This is a genomic window from Pseudomonas donghuensis, from assembly GCF_000696345.2.
In the GTDB taxonomy this organism is placed as follows: domain Bacteria; phylum Pseudomonadota; class Gammaproteobacteria; order Pseudomonadales; family Pseudomonadaceae; genus Aquipseudomonas; species Aquipseudomonas donghuensis.
The window spans coordinates 3,394,355-3,415,591 of record NZ_CP071706.1; the positions used below are offsets into that span (position 1 = coordinate 3,394,355).

Annotated in this window: 14 protein-coding genes; 7 read left to right on the forward strand and 7 right to left on the reverse strand. The window is 61.8% G+C overall.

The window, feature by feature from the left end; translation table 11 throughout:
* Positions 1-84: 84 nt before the first annotated feature.
* Positions 85-1,167 carry an ABC transporter substrate-binding protein gene (locus BV82_RS15760; protein ID WP_036995183.1) on the reverse strand — a complete coding sequence of 361 codons (1,083 nt, stop codon included), beginning with the start codon at positions 1,165-1,167 and terminating at the stop codon, positions 85-87.
* A 217-nt stretch (positions 1,168-1,384) separates the two neighbouring features.
* Here BV82_RS15760 and BV82_RS15765 point away from each other — a divergent pair, with 217 nt between their 5' ends.
* Positions 1,385-3,037: a nitrite/sulfite reductase gene (locus tag BV82_RS15765; protein ID WP_036995185.1), complete on the forward strand. Its 1,653-nt coding sequence runs from the start codon at positions 1,385-1,387 to the stop codon at positions 3,035-3,037.
* The gene (locus BV82_RS15770) at positions 3,021-3,515 is read left to right on the forward strand and encodes a DUF934 domain-containing protein (protein WP_010223700.1); all 495 of its coding nucleotides are present in this window, start codon (positions 3,021-3,023) and stop codon (positions 3,513-3,515) included. Before BV82_RS15765 ends, BV82_RS15770 begins: the two co-directional genes overlap by 17 nt.
* Before the next feature lie 57 nt (positions 3,516-3,572).
* On the opposite strand, the gene BV82_RS15775 is transcribed toward BV82_RS15770, so the two are convergent.
* From BV82_RS15775 to sohB, 3 genes are all read right to left on the reverse strand, one after another.
* Positions 3,573-3,920: an NEL-type E3 ubiquitin ligase domain-containing protein gene (locus tag BV82_RS15775; protein WP_081839652.1), complete on the reverse strand. Its 348-nt coding sequence runs from the start codon at positions 3,918-3,920 to the stop codon at positions 3,573-3,575.
* On the reverse strand, positions 3,830-4,735 hold the full coding sequence (locus tag BV82_RS15780; RefSeq protein WP_036995187.1) for a dermonecrotic toxin domain-containing protein: 906 nt from the start codon (positions 4,733-4,735) through the stop codon (positions 3,830-3,832). The genes BV82_RS15775 and BV82_RS15780 overlap by 91 nt, the downstream gene beginning before the upstream one ends.
* Positions 4,736-4,834: 99 nt before the next feature.
* Complete coding sequence (gene sohB / locus BV82_RS15785; protein ID WP_036995188.1) at positions 4,835-5,854, reverse strand: protease SohB; 1,020 nt, start codon at positions 5,852-5,854, stop codon at positions 4,835-4,837.
* Between the two features lie 197 nt (positions 5,855-6,051).
* On the opposite strand from sohB, the gene BV82_RS15790 reads away from it, so the two are divergent.
* Positions 6,052-6,762: a histidine phosphatase family protein gene (locus BV82_RS15790; protein WP_010223707.1), complete on the forward strand. Its 711-nt coding sequence runs from the start codon at positions 6,052-6,054 to the stop codon at positions 6,760-6,762.
* Between the two features lie 56 nt (positions 6,763-6,818).
* Positions 6,819-7,136, forward strand: a complete 318-nt coding sequence (locus tag BV82_RS15795) for an SCP2 sterol-binding domain-containing protein (RefSeq protein WP_036995189.1) — start codon at positions 6,819-6,821, stop codon at positions 7,134-7,136.
* Positions 7,137-7,207: 71 nt separating this feature from the next.
* On the opposite strand, the gene BV82_RS15800 is transcribed toward BV82_RS15795, so the two are convergent.
* Positions 7,208-12,400, reverse strand: coding sequence for a dermonecrotic toxin domain-containing protein (locus tag BV82_RS15800; protein ID WP_036995190.1), 5,193 nt, complete (start codon positions 12,398-12,400; stop codon positions 7,208-7,210).
* Positions 12,401-12,627: 227 nt separating this feature from the next.
* Here BV82_RS15800 and BV82_RS15805 point away from each other — a divergent pair, with 227 nt between their 5' ends.
* Positions 12,628-13,695, forward strand: a complete 1,068-nt coding sequence (locus BV82_RS15805; RefSeq protein ID WP_036995191.1) for a phosphotransferase family protein — start codon at positions 12,628-12,630, stop codon at positions 13,693-13,695.
* Between the two features lie 22 nt (positions 13,696-13,717).
* Positions 13,718-14,485, forward strand: coding sequence for an SDR family oxidoreductase (locus BV82_RS15810; protein WP_010223714.1), 768 nt, complete (start codon positions 13,718-13,720; stop codon positions 14,483-14,485).
* A gap of 65 nt (positions 14,486-14,550) precedes the next feature.
* On the opposite strand, the gene BV82_RS15815 is transcribed toward BV82_RS15810, so the two are convergent.
* On the reverse strand, positions 14,551-19,320 hold the full coding sequence (locus tag BV82_RS15815; RefSeq protein WP_158491190.1) for a dermonecrotic toxin domain-containing protein: 4,770 nt from the start codon (positions 19,318-19,320) through the stop codon (positions 14,551-14,553).
* A 308-nt stretch (positions 19,321-19,628) separates the two neighbouring features.
* On the opposite strand from BV82_RS15815, the gene BV82_RS15820 reads away from it, so the two are divergent.
* Positions 19,629-20,408 (forward strand): TSUP family transporter, encoded by a 780-nt coding sequence (locus BV82_RS15820; protein ID WP_010223718.1) that lies wholly within the window; start codon positions 19,629-19,631, stop codon positions 20,406-20,408.
* Here BV82_RS15820 and nudC read toward each other — a convergent pair.
* Positions 20,376-21,206 carry an NAD(+) diphosphatase gene (nudC, locus tag BV82_RS15825; RefSeq protein WP_036995193.1) on the reverse strand — a complete coding sequence of 277 codons (831 nt, stop codon included), beginning with the start codon at positions 21,204-21,206 and terminating at the stop codon, positions 20,376-20,378. The two genes, BV82_RS15820 and nudC, sit on opposite strands and share 33 nt — an antisense overlap.
* Positions 21,207-21,237 lie beyond the last annotated feature (31 nt).

A 21,237-nucleotide genomic window follows, 5' to 3' on the forward strand; every position in this document is an offset into this window, starting at 1 on the left:
CATCGCCTCTTGTAGTGGTTATGGGAATGCATGTAACCCGTTGCAGTTAAGTCCAGCAATGGCCATTGCTCAAGCAGGGGCATTTCAATATTCGACGGGGGCCTTGAGGAACGGATAACGGTAGTCGCCCGGGTGCCCTTGGGCGCTAAAACGGTTGAAATCCAGGCCGTAGTCGGCCTGTTCCTGCAGGTTCAGCCAGCGCCGCGCTCGCAGCGGGTCGATCATTTGCAACACCGGCACCTGATGTTCACGGCGCCCGTCCCGATCAATTGGCAGTTTCAACGCATCATCGTGCAGTAACACCATGGCCCAGCCGCCCAGGGAAAAGTGCCCGCCCATGAGCACGCTCAGGCGCCCGTCAATGCGCGCCTGCAGCGCCGCCGACGAACTGTTGACGGCACTGAACAGCACGTCCTTGCCCGGCACATGCCCAGCCTCGACAACCGCCTGCATGGCACCAAAGGCCATCTCGTCATTGGCCGACCACACCAGCTCGATCTTCGGGTAGCGCTGTATCAATTGCTTGGCCTGCTCATAGGCGCGCTCCCTGCCCCAGCCGCCATACACCACCTGGCGCAGGCGCACTTCGGGGTGCTCGGCCAGGGCGCGGCGCATACCCTGCTCGCGCAATTGCGAGGCCGGGGTGGTCTTGAGCCCGGAAAACGCCAGCAGTTCCAGCGGCCGGGTCAGGCCCGGCTGCGCGCGCAAGGCGATCAATTGCTTGAGCATCTGGTAGCCAGCCTGCTCGTCGTTGCCCACCAGGGTGCCGAGCAACGGCGGGTATTTGTCCGGGTGGCTGTCGATCAGCTCGGCCTGGTTCGGGGTCAGGCCGTTATTGACCAGAAACAGTTTGACCCCGCTGTCACGGGACAGTCGGATGATCTCCGGGGCGATGTACTGTTCGTTGACCAGCACCAGGTAGTCCGGGCGCCGCTGACCTTCGAGCACTTCCCGGGCCTGGGTCAGCGCCAGCTCCGGCCGGCGTTCGCTGTACTGGATACTCAGCTGCATGCCCAGGTCGTCGGCGGCAGCCTGCATGAAACGCGAATAGCTGACCCAGAAGGTCTCGTTGGAATAGCCCGGATTGAGAAACACCACTGAAGCCGCCTGTGCGCCAGCCACCACTGGCAGGCTCAGGCAAAGGCTTTGGCACAAGGCCTTGAGCATGCGTTAACGCTCCCGCTATTCAAACCGCCGATTATAACCGCCCGTAGTGGCACATTGGCTAAACGCCAGTCAGTCTCACTTAGTCCAAATGGTTCTTTTCATATGCAAAAACTTCACTTTTGCGCATAAACGCAAACTGCTATCTTTCTTCGGCTCCGCATCGGAGTGCGCGGCCGTGCGCGCGATTAGCTGCAAGCAGCTTGAGAACAGGACCCCTATGTACGTATACGACGAGTACGATCAGCGGATCATCGAGGACCGCGTCAAGCAGTTCCGTGATCAGACCCGCCGCTACCTGGCCGGTGAACTGAGCGAAGAAGAGTTCCGCCCCCTGCGCCTGCAAAATGGCCTCTATATCCAACGTTTTGCCCCGATGTTGCGGGTCGCCGTGCCTTATGGCCAGCTGACGTCGCGTCAGACACGGATGCTGGCGAAGATCGCGCGCGACTACGACAAGGGCTACGCCCACATCAGTACCCGGCAGAACGTGCAATACAACTGGCCTGCCCTGGAAGACATCCCGGAGATTCTGGCCGAGCTTGCCACCGTGCAGATGCACGCGATCCAGACCAGCGGCAACTGCCTGCGCAACGTCACTACCGACCAGTTCGCCGGTGTCGCTGCCGATGAAGTGATTGACCCGCGCCCGTGGTGCGAGATCGTTCGCCAGTGGACCACCTTCCACCCCGAATTCGCCTACCTGCCGCGCAAGTTCAAGATCGCCATCAACGGCTCGAGCAGCGACCGCGCGGCCATCGAAGTGCACGATATCGGCCTGGAGCCGGTGTACAACGCAGCCGGCGAACTGGGCTTTCGCGTACTGGTCGGTGGCGGCCTGGGCCGTACCCCGGTGGTCGGCGCCTTCATCAACGAGTTCCTGCCCTGGCAGGACCTGCTCAGCTACCTGGACGCGATCCTGCGCGTGTACAACCGCTACGGCCGTCGCGACAACAAGTACAAGGCGCGGATCAAGATCCTGGTCAAGGCGCTCACCCCTGAAGTGTTTGCCGAGAAGGTCGAGGCCGAAATGGTCCACCTGCGCGGCGGCAGCACTACCCTGACCGAAGCCGAAGTGCACCGCGTGGCCAAGCACTTCGTCGACCCGGACTACAAGGCGCTGGACAACCTCGACTTCAGCGAACTCGAACAGCAGCACCCAGGCTTTGCCCGCTGGCGCGCGCGCAACGTGCTGGCGCATAAAAAGCCCGGCTACGTGGCCGTGACCCTGTCGCTCAAGCCTACTGGCGTGGCCCCGGGCGACCTGACCGACAAGCAACTGGATGCCGTCGCCGACTTCGCCGAGCGCTACAGCTTCGGCCAGCTGCGTACCTCCCACGAGCAGAACATCATCCTCGCCGACGTCGAGCAGAGCCAGTTGCACGCCTTGTGGCTGGAGCTGCGCGAAAACGGCTTCGCAACACCGAACATCGGCCTGCTGACCGACATCATCTGCTGCCCGGGCGGTGACTTCTGCTCCCTGGCCAACGCCAAGTCGATCCCTATCGCCGAATCCATCCAGCGCCGTTTCGACGATCTGGACTACCTGTTCGATATCGGTGAGCTGGACCTGAACATCTCCGGCTGCATGAACGCCTGTGGTCACCACCACGTCGGCCATATCGGCATCCTCGGGGTGGACAAGAAAGGCGAAGAGTTCTACCAGGTCTCCCTGGGTGGCAGCGCCAGCCGCGACGCCAGCCTGGGCAAGATCCTCGGCCCTTCCTTTGCCCAGGACGACATGCCGGATGTGATCGAGAAGCTGATCGACGTCTACGTTGAAAAACGTACCGAAGACGAGCGTTTCATCGACACCTACCAACGTATTGGCATCGACCCATTCAAGGAACGCGTCTATGCAGCGAATCATTAAGAACAACCAGATCGTCGACGAAACCTGGCACCTGCTGCCCAAGGACTTCAGCATCGACGAAGTGACCAACTGCGACGACTACATTGTTCCACTGCAGCTGTGGCGTGAACACGGCCATATGCTCATGGCCCGCGACGGCGGCCTGGGCGTGTGGCTGGACGCCGATGAAGAAGCCGAAGAAATCGGCGAAGTCGCCAACCAGTTCCAGGTCATTGCCCTGAACTTCCCGGCCTTCACCGACGGGCGCAACTACTCCAATGCGCGCCTGCTGCGTGACCGCTACAAGTTCACCGGCGAGCTGCGCGCCATTGGCGACGTGCTGCGTGATCAGTTGTTCTACATGAAGCGTTGCGGCTTCGACGCCTTTGCCCTGCGTGCCGACAAGGACCCGGTCGAAGCGCTGCAAAGCCTGCAGGACTTTTCGGTGACCTACCAGGCCGCCACTGACGAACCGCAACCGCTGTTCCGTCGTCGCTGATGCAAAACGGCGCCCGAGCCTCACTCGGCACGGGCGCCAGTTGCACTGCCAACAGGGTTACAAACGGGTAACCTGATCCGGCACGCTATTCCAGATATCCGTCGTCAGCGTCTCGATCAAGCGCTGCTCGTCCAACGTGCGCCGTTGCCCAATGGTTTCCGAGCGAGTGCGGTACGCCTGGTCGCTCATCGTCTGCTTGTCGGCGTCCAGCGCTTCCAGCCGGGCAAAGTAAGGTTTGCTGGCCTCATCGAAACGGGCCGCATAGCGCATCTTGAGAAAGTCGATCCAGAAGTCCCGCCCCGAAATACCCGCCTTCAAGGATTCCGGCGTCTCCCCCTCCAGCACCTCGGTTGCGGCGCTGTCCAGTTGCGCTGCGGTGACATTGGCCATGTGCTCGAACAGCATGCCTTGGGGCTGACCTGGCAGCTCTGCGCGCCCTGGACCAGCTCCAGCAGCACCGCGCGGGCCTGCTCGCTGATCTGCTGTTTGAGAAAAGCGACCTGCAGACCGACCCGCAGCAGGTCTTTGTACAGTTCGATGGCCAGGGTACGGCGCCTGACGCTGCTGCGCGGATGCTCGAACACCTCGCTCAGGTGACGCTGGTACTGCCCACCCAGATCCAGGTCATGGCACAAGTGGGCAAATGCCTGGGGATCGATATCGAGCTTTTGCGAGTAGCGATAGCGAAAACGCGGGTAGCCCTGCTCGCTACCCGGCACCCGCTCAAGGAAGAACGCATCCTTGGGGGCCAGCGCGGTACCGTCTTCAAACTCGCTGTCGGCGGCAAAGTTCTGCAACGCGGCCTGCATCAGGCGCTGGCGGCGCGGGATGGTCTTGAGCATTACCCCCAGCAACACCGATTCGCGCTCGATACGCACGAACTCATCGTTGTCGATATCAGGCTCGGCACCGAGGTCGGCCTTGAGGCGGGCCTTGAGCAAGGGTTCGCAAAACGCGCCAATGCCCTTGAAGTCCTTCAGCTCACGGGCCAGGCGTTGCCCGGAACGGCGGCTGCGCATCTGGTAATCGGCCAGTAGCTTTTTTTCAACCTCGCTGGCGGCCGTAAACCAGTCGCCCTGGTCGCGACCATGCTGTTCCGGCAGCAGGTGAGCGCCCATCTGGTCGAAGTTTTCGGGCCTGGCGTGCCTGATCCAAGCGGGCAGGCGTTGCAAGATGAAGGGGCCATGCAGGCCGGGAACAGATACTGGAGGGGGGGGCATGGCAAGTCTCCTGTAGGCTTGAACGCCTAGGAGACCTGCCGGCAGCACCACCTGGGTGCTAATTAATGCTTGCGCATTGCGCGCCGCGGGGGTTGCCGGTTACCAAAGACGCCCACTGAGACGACTCCAGAGCTTGATCGCCAGATGCTCGATCGAACCGCTGGCCGCCAGCCCCACGCGCTCCTGCAGGCTTTTGCGTTCGGCAAAGTGCAGGTGATACAGGTTGGCCTCGCGGGCGCGCTGGCTCAGGTACTCATCGCTGGTCATCAACTGGTCGACCAGTTGCTTGTTCAGCGCCGCAACGCCGAGCCAGACTTCACCGGTAGCCACATCATCAATGTGCAACTGCGGGCGATAGCGCGAGACAAAATCCTTGAACAACTGGTGGGTGACGTCCAGGTCTTCCTGGAACTTCTCCCGGCCCTTCTCGGTGTTCTCGCCGAACACCGTCACGGTGCGCTTGTATTCCCCGGCAGTGAATACCTCGAAGTCGACATCGTGCTTTTTCAGCAGGCGGTTGACATTGGGCAGCTGTGCCACCACGCCGATCGAGCCGAGGATGGCAAACGGCGCGCTGACGATCTTGTCGCCGATGCAGGCCATCATGTAACCACCACTGGCGGCGACCTTGTCGATGCACACCGTCAACGGCACCCCGGCCTGGCGGATACGCGCCAGTTGCGAGGCGGCCAGGCCATAGCTGTGAACCATGCCGCCGCCGCTTTCCAGGCGCAACACCACCTCGTCCTGGGCCGTGGCCAGGCTCAGGACGGCGCTGATTTCGTGACGCAGGCTCTCGGTGGCCGAGGCCTTGATGTCGCCGTCAAAGTCGAGGACGAACACCCGCGGCTTTTCTTCGGGCTTTTTCTTCTGCTGCTTTTCGGCCTTGGCCTGCTGCTTGCGCAGGGCCTTGAGCTGGGCCTTGTCCAGCAAGCTGCTTTCCAGGCGCTCGCGCAAGTCCTTGTAGAACTCGTTGAGCTTGTTGACCTGCAACTGCCCGCCGCCCTTGCGCCGGCCCTTGCCGCGCAAACCGGCAATCGCCGAGAGGACAATCAGAATCGCGATCACCAGGGTCGCGGTCTTGGCGAGAAAGCTTGCGTACTCTGCAAGAAACTCCACAGTAACTCCTTAACATGCCTGCGCCCGTACGGCGCGAACCGATAGTCAAGCATACCGAGGCGGCCTTGACCCTGCCAGCGTAGGAAATCTTCGGCAATGCAGTTCAAACGCTCTTTTCAAACGCTTGTATGTTTTTTCGTTGACAGCCCGACAGCGGCAACCTAACCTCGGCTCATCCTTAAGTGCAGGCGGACGACGTGGGCAGTATCTACCTGATTCGACATGGCCAGGCTTCATTTGGTGCAGACGACTATGATGTCCTCTCGCCCGTGGGCATGCGCCAGAGCGAGGCCCTCGGCGAGCACTTGGCGCAACTGGGCCTGCGCCTGGACCGCTGCCTGGCCGGCGACCTGCGCCGCCAGCAAGACACCGCGCGCCTGGCCTTGGCCGTCATGCACAACGCCGGCTGTGAAGTGCCCGCGCTGGAAACCGACAACGCCTTCAACGAATTCGACGCCGATGGCGTGATCCGCGGCCTGCTGCCCGGCCTGTTGCCGGACGAGCCCGAAGCCCTGCATGTACTGCGCAACGCCACCCAGAACCGCAGCGAATTCCAGCGCCTGTTCGCCTTGCTGGTACAGCGCTGGCACGGCGGCGAACATGCCTGCGAAGGCGCCGAGAGCTGGCAGGGCTTTGTCCAGCGTGTCGACGGCGGCCTGCAGCGGGTGCTGCAGCAGGCCGGCAACGGCGACAACATTGCCATTTTCACCTCGGGCGGCACCATCGCCGCCCTGCTCCACCTGGTAACCCGTATCACTGCCGGCCAGGCTTTCGAGCTGAACTGGCAGATCATCAACACCTCGCTCAGCCAACTGAAGTTTCGCGGCCGCGAGGTGGCCCTGGCTTCCTTCAACAGCCAGGCCCATGTGCAGCTGTTGAAGGCGCCGGAGCTCATCACCTACCGATGAACCCCGGCTCGTTGTGACCTCACCCGTCACGCAAATCACTTAATAAGGAACACACCATGAGCGATGTAGCAAAAGCCGTCGAAGCGATGAAAGCCAAGTTCAACCCAGCCGCTGCCGCCGGCCTGGACCTGGTTTTCGGTTTCAACATCACTGACGAAGACAAGCACTACGCCCTCATCGTCAAGGATGGCACCTGCGAAATCCAGGAAGGCGAAAACGCTGACGCCAACTGCACCCTGGTACTGGACAGCGAAACCCTCAAGGGTATCGTCAGCGGCGAAACCGACGGCATGCAGGCCTTCATGGGCGGCAAGCTGCGCGTTGAAGGCGACATGATGCTGTCGATGAAACTGAGCGAGCTGTTCCCGGCCTGATCGGCTTGCAGCGATAAAAAAACCGAAGCCCTGGCTTCGGTTTTTTGCCTGCTGCAATCGCCGGCAGGTCGCTATCGGGCGTTACGCTCAATTTCCTCTCTGGTCAGAAGCCCTGGAAGCTCATTCTCCCTGGCCTCCCTGGCATCCTGCAGGTTTGCATACGCCTGACTCCATTCGGCCTCGACATAAGCCAACTGCGCCAGCTCGTTTTGTGCTACCCCGAATGCCAGCGCCAGCTGCTCAGCCGTCTGGCCCTGTACCACAGGAAGCGGCGTTGCCAGGTCCGCTTGCTCTCCCCGGAGCCGTTGCAGCGCTTCCATGAAATCGATTGCAGGGTCGAAGACTTCGGCCAGTTCAACCTGCAGCGCCTCAAAGCGCTCGCTGTGCACACGCCTGAGATAATTCTGCCAGTAGACTTCCTCGACCATCCACTGCGGTAGCAAGCCAGCCTGGTCCTGGCTAATGACGCGCGCCGCCGCCTCCAGCATATCGCTGGTCACCCAGGTCACAAGACCAGGAAACCTCATCGTGGACGGCTGATTGCGCAAGCCCAGACGTGCGGCCAGGTGAATTCGGTAGTACAGCTCCACTTCTATGTCGTCGATGTCTGGCATCGACGATCGCCAGCCCCGAATCTGCTCCGCCACATAGGTACGCAAGCGCTGCAGGCGCCAGCGGCTGATACCCAGGGCGAGCAGTTGGCGACTGGCCTGGTCACCTTGGGCAAGCGCAACCTGGCTGAGGGCCTGGTCTGCTTCTTCAAGCCCCTGCAGATCACTGAACACCACGACGTCACGGTCTTCACAGGTATCAGCGTCGACTGCCTGAGCGAACAGTTGCCTGCCCAGCCCTTCAGGGTCAGCCGCTGCCGCCTCGATCATCTGCACGGCCTGAGCCTCGGTAATTTGCTCGTGGCTCAACAAACGGGCCAGCAAGCGCCGGAATGAGCGCGACTCAGGCAGGCGAAACAGCTCCAGCGCGGTGTGCTCCTGTTCTTCAGTCAGCGCATGATAGGCACTGAGGTCATCGTCCGCGCCCTCATCCAACTCCTCCTCGATAAGCACGTCCGCGCCCGGATCGGGCTGCAACTGCATGCGCTCACGAATAAACCGGGTAATAAGCGCCTCGCTCATGCCCTCGTAGCCAAACGACAGGCCCCGCATCCGTCCGGCACCCTCAGGTACCTCGGTGATGGCGTTGCCTTCAAGCCGAACCTCGATAGTCGAGGTGGTTTCAAGCCCGAGCGGCCAGGTGGTTATCTGCGCATCGGGCAAGGCCAGCAGGCGCAACGCCGGCATCTGGCGGATATCCGGGGCGCGCATCAAGGGGTTGCGCCCCATGGACAGTTCTCGCAAGGTGGTAATGCCAGCCAGCTCACCGACATCGGCCTCGGTCAGGGTGATGTTATTGCGGGTCAAATACAACCGGCGCACGTTCGGCAGCCGCGCCAACTCGGCAAACACGCCCGGACCGAAGCTGATTTGGTTTTCCATCAGCGACAAAAAGCGCAAGGCGGGTAACTGGCACAAGGGCGCAAGTTGTGCGGCGGTAAGCATGAGCGCTGAGCGCGAGACGCCTCTGAGGTCCAGTGACCACAGGCGTCGAAGCCCGCTCAAGCGTTCAAGATTGGCCAGGCCTATTTGCGTGTAGGTGAAATCCAGCACACGCAGCTCACTCAGTTGCGCCACGTTTTCAGGGAGGTCAGTGATCGGTGTGTTGCGCACGCTCAAGCGGCGCAAGTTGGGAAAGGCTCGCAGGAAATCCGCGGGCAATTCGGTGATGGCCGACATGGTGCTCAATTCGAGTTCCAGAACCTGGTCGATTTCGCACGTCAGGGGTGGCAGCGCGTCAACCACAGGGGAGTTCAGTCTCAGCAGGTAACCCGGCGTCCCATCCAGTTGGTACTCACTGACCTCAAGTGGCGCCCGGTGACGCAACTGCCATACATCCAGCAACTGCATCGCCACTAGCCTGCGCCGTGTGCGGGCAGTGGCCGTAGCCCCTTGCTCTACCCAGGCTGACAAGCTTTCCCGTTCGGCCCTCAGCTCCTGCTCCAGATCGCCGATTACGTTCTCCAGGCTCTCACCTTGTACGCTCGCGTTGCGGAAAAAGTCACGCAACTGCCCATCGGTAAAATCTGGAAACAGCGCTCTGAGCCGCTGCTCCAGAGTGCGGGGCAACAAGCGCCCGATCACACCGCCCAAGGGGTAACCACGGCGCCCGGCGCCTACAGGCAGAGGAGGCCTGAAGCCGCCATGGTCCACCGCCATGCCCAGCGCCAGCCTTGCCTTGGCCGGCTGGCGGGCGGCCAGCTCCAATAGTTTGTGGCGCAGTGCGTCGCTGTCGTCGATATTCAGGCCAAGTGCCACACGCTCGCTGTCCGGCAAGGCCAGCAGCACGCTGGTGAAAAATCCGTGGTCTGAGCTGTTCAGCCCGTCCAACGTTTCCCCGCGTTCGTCATGTGCGCGCCACCCCTGCGCGGTGCGTACCAGCGTTTTGCGTGACACTGCTGCAGCACTGCCGATGCTGTCAAGTTCGGTGCCGGAAACACTATCGCTGCGCACGCTCAAATGAACCGTATCGCTCCAGCCGGGTAGTTCCGGCAACAAATGAAGGGCCAGCCGGTAGGTGTCGTCTTTGGCCAGGTAACTTATTTCAAGGCCTTCGCAAGCGCGTGACAGGCGGATCTGCCGCGAAGCCTCGCGGGCCCGCTTGGCTAGCGTCAGCGGCACCCGCTGCGAAGCCTGCCAACGACTGCTTTCAACTTCACTGGCAGCCTCGGCCAAAGCCTTGGCGACCGGGCGCGACAACCCCTGGAAATCACGCTGCAAGGCCCGTTGCAAGGTGTCGACAATTTCCGTCTGGTCCAAGTACAGGCTATCGAAGATTCGCACCCTTGACGCCAGCATCCGCTCAGCCAGGCTCTGGCGCAGCACTGCTTCGAGGTCTCGTGCCAGGTAGTCATTGCCAAACCAATGGCGACGCTCAGCCGGGCTCAAGCCTTCTATCACCCTGCGGGCCAGGCGTCCCGCCGCAAGATCGCTGCGCGACACCTTGATCGCCGCCACACCTGGCGCCGGGCTGCCATGCACCTGCGGTTGCCCCCACAACTCGGCGCTGTCAAACAGTTCAATGGATTTGCCGCTCGGCCATTGCGGCAACTCCGGCAACAGCGATACCGGATAGTCGAATCCCTTTTGCAGCCCCTGCCCGGTCCTGACATTGTTGATCTGCGCACTGATCAAGCGATCGATTTCGAAACGGTGCCGGGTATCGAGCAGCGCTGCCGGGGTGGGCAGGTCATCACTGTAGACGCGACGCAGTTGCGCGTCGCTGACCCCGCTGATGTCGGCCATGCGTTCGAGCAGCGCATCGGACCAGCCCTCGAACCCCGGCCCCAACCTGCGCACCAGTGTCTTGCGTGGCCAACTGTCCACGCGCTCAAGTGAATGATGCCAGGCCCCCTGGTCGTTATGCTCGAGCACAGGCCGATAGGCCTGGGGATCGTCGGGATGCTTGATCCGCCATTTGCCCAGGCTCGAATCCAGGGTGATTTCGAACGGTTTGCCCTCGATGCGGATATAGCGCCTGCCATCGACCCGGTAAATGCCCTGTGGATCGGCAACGCTTCCCTGCAGCACCTCTGCGCTGCGCTGGTAAGGGCCAAGGTCTGGCCGCCACAAACGGACCTCGCCCCCCGGTAGTTCGACGGCCTCCAGCAGGTCGATCGCCAGCGGCTGGCTCAACGCTGTACCCACGACCCCTGCCGCCACACCGAGCCCGGCGGTAATGGCCAGGTTGATGCCGAACGACTGCAGGTAGGTGATTGCCTGCTCCTTGTCATTGGCCTCCCAGGCTTGCAGGCCATGGAACAGATCGCCGAGCAATTGTGCACCCAGGGCCACCATCATGACTTCCCCCAGGCCCGGCACAAAGAAGGCGGCGACATTGAGCATGCTAAAACCCAAGCCCAGGCAATGGTCCAGCTCCTGCAGCCAGGCTTCGCGGTCCACCTCCCGAGTCGGTACCGCCAGGGCCCTGGCGTCATCCCTGGCCCTGACCAACATCGCCGTGTGCAGGTAGTCGAACACTTCGCCCCGCACCTCCTGGGTCCTGGGCTTTTGCGCTTGCCAACTGCTGGGCGACGTCAACTGCCCGAACACCTTGGACTGCCCACGCCACCCAAGAAACCGGCTGAAGAAACGCCTGAAATCCTGATTCAGCAAGCGCGCCTTGAGGCTGAGGTAAAAATCCGCGTAGGAGTCGTATTCCTGCACAGGCTTGGCAGCGCCCGGCATCAGTACCACCAATGGCACAGACGACTGCGCGCTCGCAGGATCGGGGCCGATCAGCAAAAAGCCGGCGCCCAAGGTGGTACCGAACAGGTTCAGCAAATAACAACGCGAACCGTCGAACGCACTCTTGCCATACTCATACACCTTGTCGACCCTCAAGGTACGCGACGCCGGGGCGGTCGCCGACTGGGCAAGCAGTTTTTTCAGCATGCGGTAGGCCGGCTCGCTGATGTGCCCAGCGACGCGGGCAGCGTGAATGCTGGTTTCGCACAGGTCTCTGGCGGCTGCAACCAGGGTCTGGCGCACGGCGTCACGGGTATTGGGGGCGTCGAAAATTGCCTGAAGATGGTCTTGATACTGCTGGCCGATATCCAGCTCCCGACACATTTGCGCGAACTGATGAGGGCTGATCGACAGTTTGCTCGAGTAGCGGATGGATTGGTGGGCGCGCCGAGCAGGGTCGACCGCTTCAGGAAAGGGCTGCAAGGCACCGAACGCTGTAACGGCGCTGTAGGCATCGGTGCGAAAGACCTCAACGTCACCTGCACTGAAGTTCTGCAAGGCCGCCTGCAACAACGGTTGGCGAGAAATCAGCACCGAAGCCAGGCGGTCTTCGCGCCAGGACGCGTCATTGCGCATGTGCACCAGCTCATTGGCGGTCACGCTGATATCCAGCGAGAAACGTCTCTTAAGTTCAGCCCGCAGCAGCGGTTCGGCGAACTCGCTGATACCCTTGACCGTGCGCAGAACCCTGGCGGCGGCGGCATTGGATGCCTGGCTACGCCGCAGGCTGTCATTGAAGGCGTCGCGCAGCTGCGACACCGTATCGGCGGCAACCTGGGCAGGGGGCAGTTGACGTTGATGCAGCTCTTTGATGGCATGGGTGCTGGAATGGCTCAGCCAAGTGGGGATCTGCTGTTCGAAGTACTGGTCGTGGGCCTTGAATGGCCTCAAAGCGTCGGTTGTCATGTGCACTGCCTCATGGATGGCTTGAGGCAGCAGTCAATCAAAGGCACGCTGGCGCGAGGATGTAGATATGTATTCACCCGCCACTTGCCCCACCCACCGGCTCAGCCGATCAAGCCTGCTGATTGAGCTGCAACACGCTCGCCTATAAAGCCGACCTATGCTTGTGAGCAACCGTTACAGGAATTAGATTGACCAATAATCTCTGGCTTTGATCATAAGGGAAACGCATGACGCTCACCGACCAGTCCACCCAGGTCCGCCCCGGCGAAGAACTCGACGCTGCGGTGATCGACCCTTATCTGAAGGCGCACATCCCGGGCCTGAGCGGCTCGCCGAGCATCAGCCAGTTCCCCGGCGGCGCCTCGAACCTGACCTACCTGGTGCAGTACCCCGGGCGCGAGTTCGTGCTGCGGCGTCCGCCCTTTGGCCACAAGGCCAAATCCGCCCATGACATGGGCCGCGAGTTTCGCATCCTCAACCAGCTCAACAGCGGTTTCCCCTACTGCCCCAAGGCTTACGTGCACTGCACCGACGAGGCGCTGATCGGCGGTGAGTTCTACGTCATGGACCGGGTCAAGGGCATTATCCTGCGCTCGGACCTGCCGCCGGAGCTGGGCCTGGATGCGCAGCGTACCGAGGCGCTGTGCAAGAGCTTCATCGAGCGCATGGTCGAACTGCACCAGGTGGACTACAACGCCTGCGGCCTGGGCGACCTGGGTAAACCCGAAGGCTATGTGCAACGCCAGATCGAGGGCTGGGCCAGCCGCTACGAAAAAGCCCTGACTGCGGATGCGCCACGCTGGGAAAAGGTCATTGCCTGGCTGCGCGAGAAGATGCCCGCCGACCACCCCAAGCCTGCAATCGTGCACAACGACTATCGCTTCGACAACGTCATCCTCGATGCCGACAACCCCATGCGCATCATCGGTGTGCTCGACTGGGAGATGACCACCCTGGGCGATCCGCTGATGGACCTGGGCAACACCCTGGCCTACTGGATCGAAGCGGCGGACCCGGCGCCGGTGCAACTGATGCGCCGCCAGCCGAGCAATGCCCCGGGCATGCTGACCCGCCAGCAGTTTGTCGATTACTACGCCGAACGCGCCGGGATCAAAATCGACAACTATGACTTCTACTACACCTACGGCCTGTTCCGCCTGGCCGGCATCGTCCAGCAGATCTACTACCGGTTCTTCCACGGCCAGACCCAGGACAAGCGCTTCGCCCAGTTCATTCACATGAACACGCTGCTGGAGCACATGAGCCTGCAGGTCATCGCCACGTCCCCACTCTGACGACTACAACAAGGAAAAGACCATGTCCAAGACTCACCTGTTCGACCTCGACGGTAAAGTCGCCTTCGTTTCCGGCGCCAGTCGCGGCATCGGCGAAGCCATCGCCCACCTGCTGGCCCAGCAAGGCGCCCATGTAATCGTCTCCAGCCGCAAGCTCGAGGGCTGCCAGCAGGTCGTCGATGCGATCACTGCCGGCGGCGGCAAGGCCACTGCGGTTGCCTGCCATATCGGCGAGATGGAGCAGATCAGTCAGGTTTTCGCCGGCATTCGCGAACAATTCGGGCGCCTGGACATCCTGGTCAACAATGCCGCCACCAACCCGCAGTTCTGCAACGTGCTGGACACCGACCTTGGCGCCTTCCAGAAGACCGTCGACGTCAATATCCGCGGCTACTTCTTCATGTCAGTGGAAGCCGGCAAGCTGATGCGCGACAACGGCGGCGGCAGCATCATCAACGTCGCCTCGATCAACGGCGTATCGCCGGGGATCTTCCAGGGCATCTACTCGGTGACCAAGGCTGCGGTGATCAACATGACCAAGGTGTTCGCCAAGGAGTGCGCGCCGTTCGGCATCCGCTGCAACGCCCTGTTGCCGGGCCTGACCGATACCAAGTTCGCCTCGGCGCTGGTCAACAACGACGCGATCCTCAACACCGCCCTGCAGCAGATCCCGCTCAAGCGCGTGGCCGATCCGAAGGAGATGGCCGGGGCAGTGTTGTACCTGGCCAGTGACGCGTCGAGCTATACCACCGGTGTGGCATTGAACGTGGATGGCGGTTTTCTAAGCTGATGGCGATGACCGCAAAAGAGAAAGGGGCTCTGGCCCCTTTCTTCATGACTCACCGCTATTGACGATCAAGGTTTGCGCTGTACGCCCGAAGGCCCCGGCTGCGGGCTTTGTGTCGACATGCCCTGGGCAAAGTACTCGTTGACGATCTGCCGGGTGTATTCAACCCTGGACAGTTGGATCATTGCCGGCATCAGATGGAGCGCTTGCAGCCGATGGTCGTTGCTGTCCAGCACCAGTGCCCCGGTGTTCACTGCCACGCCGTCACGCTCGGCAATGACCTTGCGGGCCTGGGTGAGGAGCTGCGCCAGGCGGTTACGTGCCGGTTCGCTCAACGTGAGCGGCACACCTTCGCCAACCCCCAGTTCCTCCAGCGCCGATGCAACGTCGTAACTCCAGGGGGCGCACTCTTGCGCACCCAGGTGCTCCTGCCAGAACGGCTGATCGCTCAACGCCACAGGGAAATCCTGTGCCTGCGCGGTCAGGACGTCCGTCTCGACTTCATGCGCCATCGCGCTGCTCATCCACGTTACCAAGTCGGCATTGACCTGGCGCCGCGGCTGGTGACGCAAACGCAGCGGGGTGGTCAAAGCGATACGAATATACAACTCGATCTCGGCATAATCCGGCTGGCCGTCAGGATTAGGGTGCTGCGCCCACCAATCGCGATAACGCCTGGCAACGGACTCACGCAGGCTGCGCACCCGCCAGAGCGACAGGCCCAGTTCGATCAGTTCGGGGCGGGCGTCGCCGGAGGTACTGGCCACTACCCGATCCGCTTCTGCCAGCCCCAGCAGGTCGGAAAAACGTTGCACCGCGGAATCGATACACCCCAGGTCCAGTGCCACACGATAGAACGCCTCGCGGGTGGTCTCATTGAACATGCGCAAGATGATCGAGTGGATTTGCCCGGTGACCTCTTCGCGCTCATCCACTGGCGTTCGCGAGCGTATCGTATTCATCAAGGCAAAAAACGCACGGCTGCCATTACTGTTCTCGTCAATCAATTGCTGCGCCAGGCGCCGTTCCTCTGCCGACAAGCCTTCGAGCAACGTATCCTCGGCGTTCTCCTCAGTGTCCATTTCCTCTTCGGATTCAGTTGATGAATCGCCCACTAAGGCGCGTGACAGGCGGACTTCGCCATAAACCGCGCCAGGCAGGTTGTTCACTTCAGTCAATTCCCTCAGCACTCGCTCGCGGTCCGGGGCATTGAGCCCGTCAACCGACAGGCGTAGCCCAGGCACAAGGCCAGCACCGGCCGGCACGCTGTCCAGATTGACATCCTCAAGGTTGGCGTGTTCGATGTGCGCTAGGTTTTCCAGGCCCACCGGCCAGTTGGCGTAGGAGTAATGCAGGTCCAGGCAACGCAAATCGCCCATCCTGCTGACATCGAGTGTGCCGAAGAGCGGAGTGCGGCTCAGGTCCAGATGGCGTAAATGAACGAGACCGCGAACATTCTCTCCATACAGGGTGAACGCGTTGCCGGACAGGTCAAGATGCGTCAGATGTTGAAGGGGCGCCAGCGCGCCAATCACATCGTCCGCGAACCACGCCCGGCTGTTTTGGATCTGCAAGCGCTGCAGGTGTTGGCAGCGGGCGATAGCCGCCATGTCTTCGGCGCGCCAGGTAAGCGTTTCGCGACGACTTTGCCTTGGCCACAGATTGATGATGTTCAGCTCCCTTAATTGCGCAAGCAGGCCAATCGGCCTCAAGTCCTCTGGGCGCAGATACGCGTTGGTCAAGGACAGCGTGCGCAACTGCGGCAAATCGGTCAGGCCGATTGGCAGACGGCCAATCCTGGTTATCAAGCGCAGTTCGCGCAGGTTAGGGAAGCGCGCGATGAAGCTGCCAGGCAGATTTTCCATCGCCGGCAGGTTGAGGGTCAGGCACTCGATTGCGGCGAAGTCCAGCGGCAGCTCGGGCAGGCTGTCGACAAACCCATCGTTGATTTCCAGCTCACGGATTGTCGGGGCCATGGCATTGAGCAACTGCTCGGCGATAATCCCCCGCCGGCGCGCACCGTAACCCGCCCCCTGCACATTGCTGACCCGGACCCAAGCCCGCAACGCGCCGTCCAGGCGCAAGCGCGCTTGCTCCAGGCTATCGAGTGCGGCGGTGAGCGTCATCCCCTGTTGTGCCACTTCGTCAAAAATACGATCGATTTGGCTTTCGGATGCCATAGGGAACATGAGTTGCAACCGTTCGCGACCACGCTCGCGCTCGAACCGCCCACCGGTGCCACCCATCGCCCGGGTGCGGCGGCCGGAGCCGTGCGGATGCAAGGTAACGGGTGGGCGCTCGATGCCAAGCAGGGCCAAAGCACGCGTCGGATCGGTAGCGGCCAGTTCATCCAGCAGGTTGCGCAAGCGTTCAGTCTCGTTCGTACCCAGCCCCAGGCGTTGGCGCTGCGAAGCCCCCATCAGATCCAGCAGCGCGGCATAGAAGTCACTGTGGAAACGGCTGTCAAGGTAACGCTCACCCTCCAGTCGAACCACTTCGTAGCTGATCGGGCTGCCGGCGCCCATCCCCCAGGACGGCGCGCCTTGCACCTGCGCATGGCGCCTCGGCGTCGTGCTTCGCACATCTCCCGGATACAACGCCAGGTTCAGGTCTGAGTGCCAGCCAGGCAGGGACGGTAATAGTGCGAACGCCAGCAGGCGGGTATCGATGTGGGCTTGGGCAGGAGCGCGAAAACCCATCAGCGCACGCGTCAGCCGATAGGCGTTCCAGGCCTGGCGTGAACGCTCGAACAGGTCCAGGTCAAGGACACCGCGGGAAAGACGTTCCAGCACGAGAGGTGAGGAGTCGGTAATCAGCCGGTCAAGCATCTGCACAGGCAGGTCCGGGTAGTGCTGGCGAAGTTCGTCAAGTTGCACGTCGCTAGCCACCTGCGCCGGCTCAGGCAGTTGCAGGGCGACTTCGCTGCGGGCCAGGAACGCGCGAAATAGCCTGTCGTACCATTCCAGAAACAGCACCGCCGGCGGTGCGCCGCAGTCAGGGCCGCAATAAGCGTTACTGTCGTCCTGTTGTGGGCTGCGTCGTGGCCGGGGTACCTGAGTCTCGGTGACAGTAAACAGCGCACGGAATTCTGCCAGTTCTGGCACCTCGTACTCAGCAGGCACCACACGCCCGTCCTTGACCAGCGCCAGCAGCGATTCGGTCTTGCGCACCCGCCGCAGTCGGCCGATCGTCCACACCAGTAATGCAGGCGGCGCATCGTCATGGCTATACACCCTGCGCAAGGTGGTATTGGTTACACCACTGAGGCGTGCAGCCAGCATCAGATCTTCATCGCCAAGGTCTTCCAGCCAGCTACCCAGGCGCCGCAGCAACGATAGCCGTCCCCATCGCTCCGGGCGCTCCAGGCTATGGTGCCAACTGCCCGCGCCGTTGTGCTCGAGGATCGGACTATAGGCGCGCTGATCGCTAATCAGACTCAAGCGCTCTTTTTCGATACTGGCATCGAAATTGATCAAATAGCTGCGGCCATTGATTCGGATTTCCCGCCCCAGGGACGAGTGGATGATGCCTCGATCATTTGGCGGATCGAACTGCTGCGGGGGCGGCAAGGTGTAGGCGCTCAGGTTGCTGGCCCAACGCCCGTAACGGCCGTTGGGCAGGATCACCCAGCGCCAGGGCATGACGTAGTCGGAGGGGGCCTGGCCCTCATCCTCCTCGCCGGCTTGAAACCCGACCCCGGCACCGAACATCAGGTGCTGCTGAGTAGCCTCGAGAAAATATGCAATGTTGCCAACCGTCCTGCGGCCCTCTACCGCCGCCGTGGGGACGGCCAGGTACCTGGCATCGTCGCCAAGCCTGCGGCACATTTGTTCGAACCAGTGTGCCTTCAAACCCTTGCTCAGCGATTCGGTGCGCAGGTTCAAGCGCCTGTTGCGTGTGTATTCGTCGGTCTCCAGCAACGCTTCAAGCACGATGGACCATTTGGCCATTGGTACAAAACGGCGGAAAAAGGCCTGGAAAGCCCCATCAGTCAGCTGTACCTGCAGATCGTCAAGGAACGCTGAACGGGAGGGGTACTCCTTCAACGGCTGCTGCGGATGCCCCGGTACAAAGGCAACACAGGGCGACTGTGGCTTGTCGACGCCAAACACGAGAATTTCACTCAACGCCACATCGTCAAGCAGGTGCAGCGACCACTCCTCGGCATGATCGTAGGGTGAGATGCCGTCGTCGAGGATATGCCGGACCTGGCTGCCATGGGGGGTATCGCGCGCCGCCGCGTTGATGAATGCGTTGAGGATGACCTTCGCGGCGCTGCTCAGCTGGCCCTTGATATCGGCAATCGCCAGTTCCTCGGCCAGGACATTCATGGCGGCCACACATTTGATCTGCGGCAGGGAACCGGCAGCCAGCTGGCGGGTCAGGTACTCCTGATACTGCTTGCCCATATCCAGGATGCGAACTTGCAGCGCATAGGCAACACCCTCGTCGGCGTAACACACGATGGAACTTACGGCATCGACGGCATCCCGATCCTTGCCGGTGAAGCCGGCAAACAGATCGAACTCCGTGGGTATTGCCAGCTTGACGAAAGGGTTGCCAGCCAATTGCCGCAACTGCGCCAGGCTGAAGTTCTGCAAGGCGGCTTCGTACATCGAGCGCTGACTCAGCAGCACCTCATCCAGGCGATTGGGTAACGCGGCTGAGTCGGGGCTGAACACCAGAAACGTGCCGTTGACAGTGTCGACCACTTCGCCAGAGCTTTCACGGGCCATTTGCTCGAGCTTGGGTCGACAGAATTCATACAGGGTTTGCAGCCCGCAGATCGCCGCCGTCAGTTCACGGCGCAGCGTACGGCCCTCTTCACGTATGCGCATCAGGCGCAGGCGTTTGGCCGGCTCGGCGGTCTGCAGCCATTGGGGCAAACCTTCCTGTTCATGGGGTGAAAACGACGATGGTATGTAACCGATCCCGGCATACGGCAACGACGCTGCGGGGGTATTGGCCAATAACGATGACATGACGGATACCTCTGATTGAAAGAGAACCTTCAGTTCATCAGAAGCCGACAGCGTCGATCATATAGATATTTACTCACTACCGGCCTTGCACTGGGCAGCGCAAACGCTTGCGTTTACCATGGTGGCCTTGCGCCTGCCAACGCGCGTCCTGTCAAGCCCACGCCATGCCTTTCGAACTCAGCGTAGACCTCACCACCCTGGCGATTCTTGCCGCCGTCGCCTTTGTCGCCGGCTTCATCGATGCCATCGCCGGTGGTGGTGGCCTGCTCACCACCCCTGCCCTGCTCACCGCCGGTATGCCGCCGCATCTGGTGCTGGGCACCAACAAGCTCAGCTCGACCTTTGGCTCGGCCACCGCCGGCTTTACCTATTACCGGCGCAAACTGTTCCACCCGGCGCAGTGGCGTCACGCCCTGGCCGGCACCTTTGTCGGCGCCTTGATCGGTGCAGTGGTGGCCCACTACCTGCCGGCCGAATGGCTGAACAAGATGCTGCCGGTGATCGTCTTCCTCTGTGGTGTTTACCTGCTGTTCGGCGGCACGCCCAAGGCGCCGCTGGATGCCGACGCACCGGTGAAAAAGAAGTGGCAGATCCCCCAGGGCTTCACCCTGGGTTTCTATGACGGCGTGGCCGGCCCCGGTACCGGGGCGTTCTGGACCGTCAGTACCCTGCTGCTCTACCCCATCGACCTGGTCAAGGCCAGCGGCGTGGCGCGCAGCATGAACTTCGTCAGCAACGCCGCGGCCCTGTCGGTGTTCATTTTCTCCGGCCAGGTCGACTGGCTGGTGGGCCTGTCGATGGGCTCGGCGCTGATGGTCGGCGCATTTTTCGGTGCGCGCACCGCCATCAGCGGCGGCAGCAAGTTCATCCGCCCGGTGTTCATCACCGTGGTGCTGGCGTTGACCGTGCGCCTAGCGTGGCAGCACTGGTTCGGCCAGGCCTAGACGCCGCGCCACGTACAGGTCGATCAGGTAACGGGCAATCGAGCGCCCCGCCGGCAACGGCGGCAGCGCATCGACGCGAAACCACTGGGCGTCTTCGATCTCGTCCGCCTGCATGATGATCTCGCCACCGGCGTACTCGGCATGAAAGCCGAGCATCATCGAATGCGGGAACGGCCAGCACTGGCTACCGACGTACTGGATGTTCTGCACCTCGATCGCCACCTCTTCGCGCACCTCGCGCACCAGGCAATCCTCAGCCGACTCGCCCGGCTCGGCAAAGCCGGCCAAGGTGCTGTACACGCCGGTGACAAAGCGCGGAGAACGGGCCAGGAGGATTTCATCGCCACGGGTGACCAGCACGATCATGCTCGGCGAGATGCGTGGGTAGCTGCGCAGCTCGCACGGCGCGCAGTACATGGCCCGCTCCCAGTGGATCTGCGCCATGGGCTGGCCGCAGCTGCCGCAGAACCGGTGCTCGCGGGCCCAGGTGCCGATCTGCGCGGCGTAGCCGAGAACCTTGTAGGTGTCGAAGTCGCCTTCAAGCATGAACTGACGCAACCCCCGCCAGCTGCAGCCCTGCACCGCCTGCGGGCTGCGTAATTCGAGCAGGAACACCGGCTGGCCATCGAAATGGCCGATACCGTGCTCGCACAGCACGTCCAGCTCCTGGCGCTTGAGCCAGTCGCGCGGGAACAGCGCGCCGTTATCATCGACCAGGAACCCTTCGCTGCAGCGGGCTACTGCCCAGCCGCCGCTGATGTTCGTATCCAGTACTGCGGTGATCCAACGCGCTGACATTGTGCGGTTCCTTGCGCAGGTTCGCCGCCGG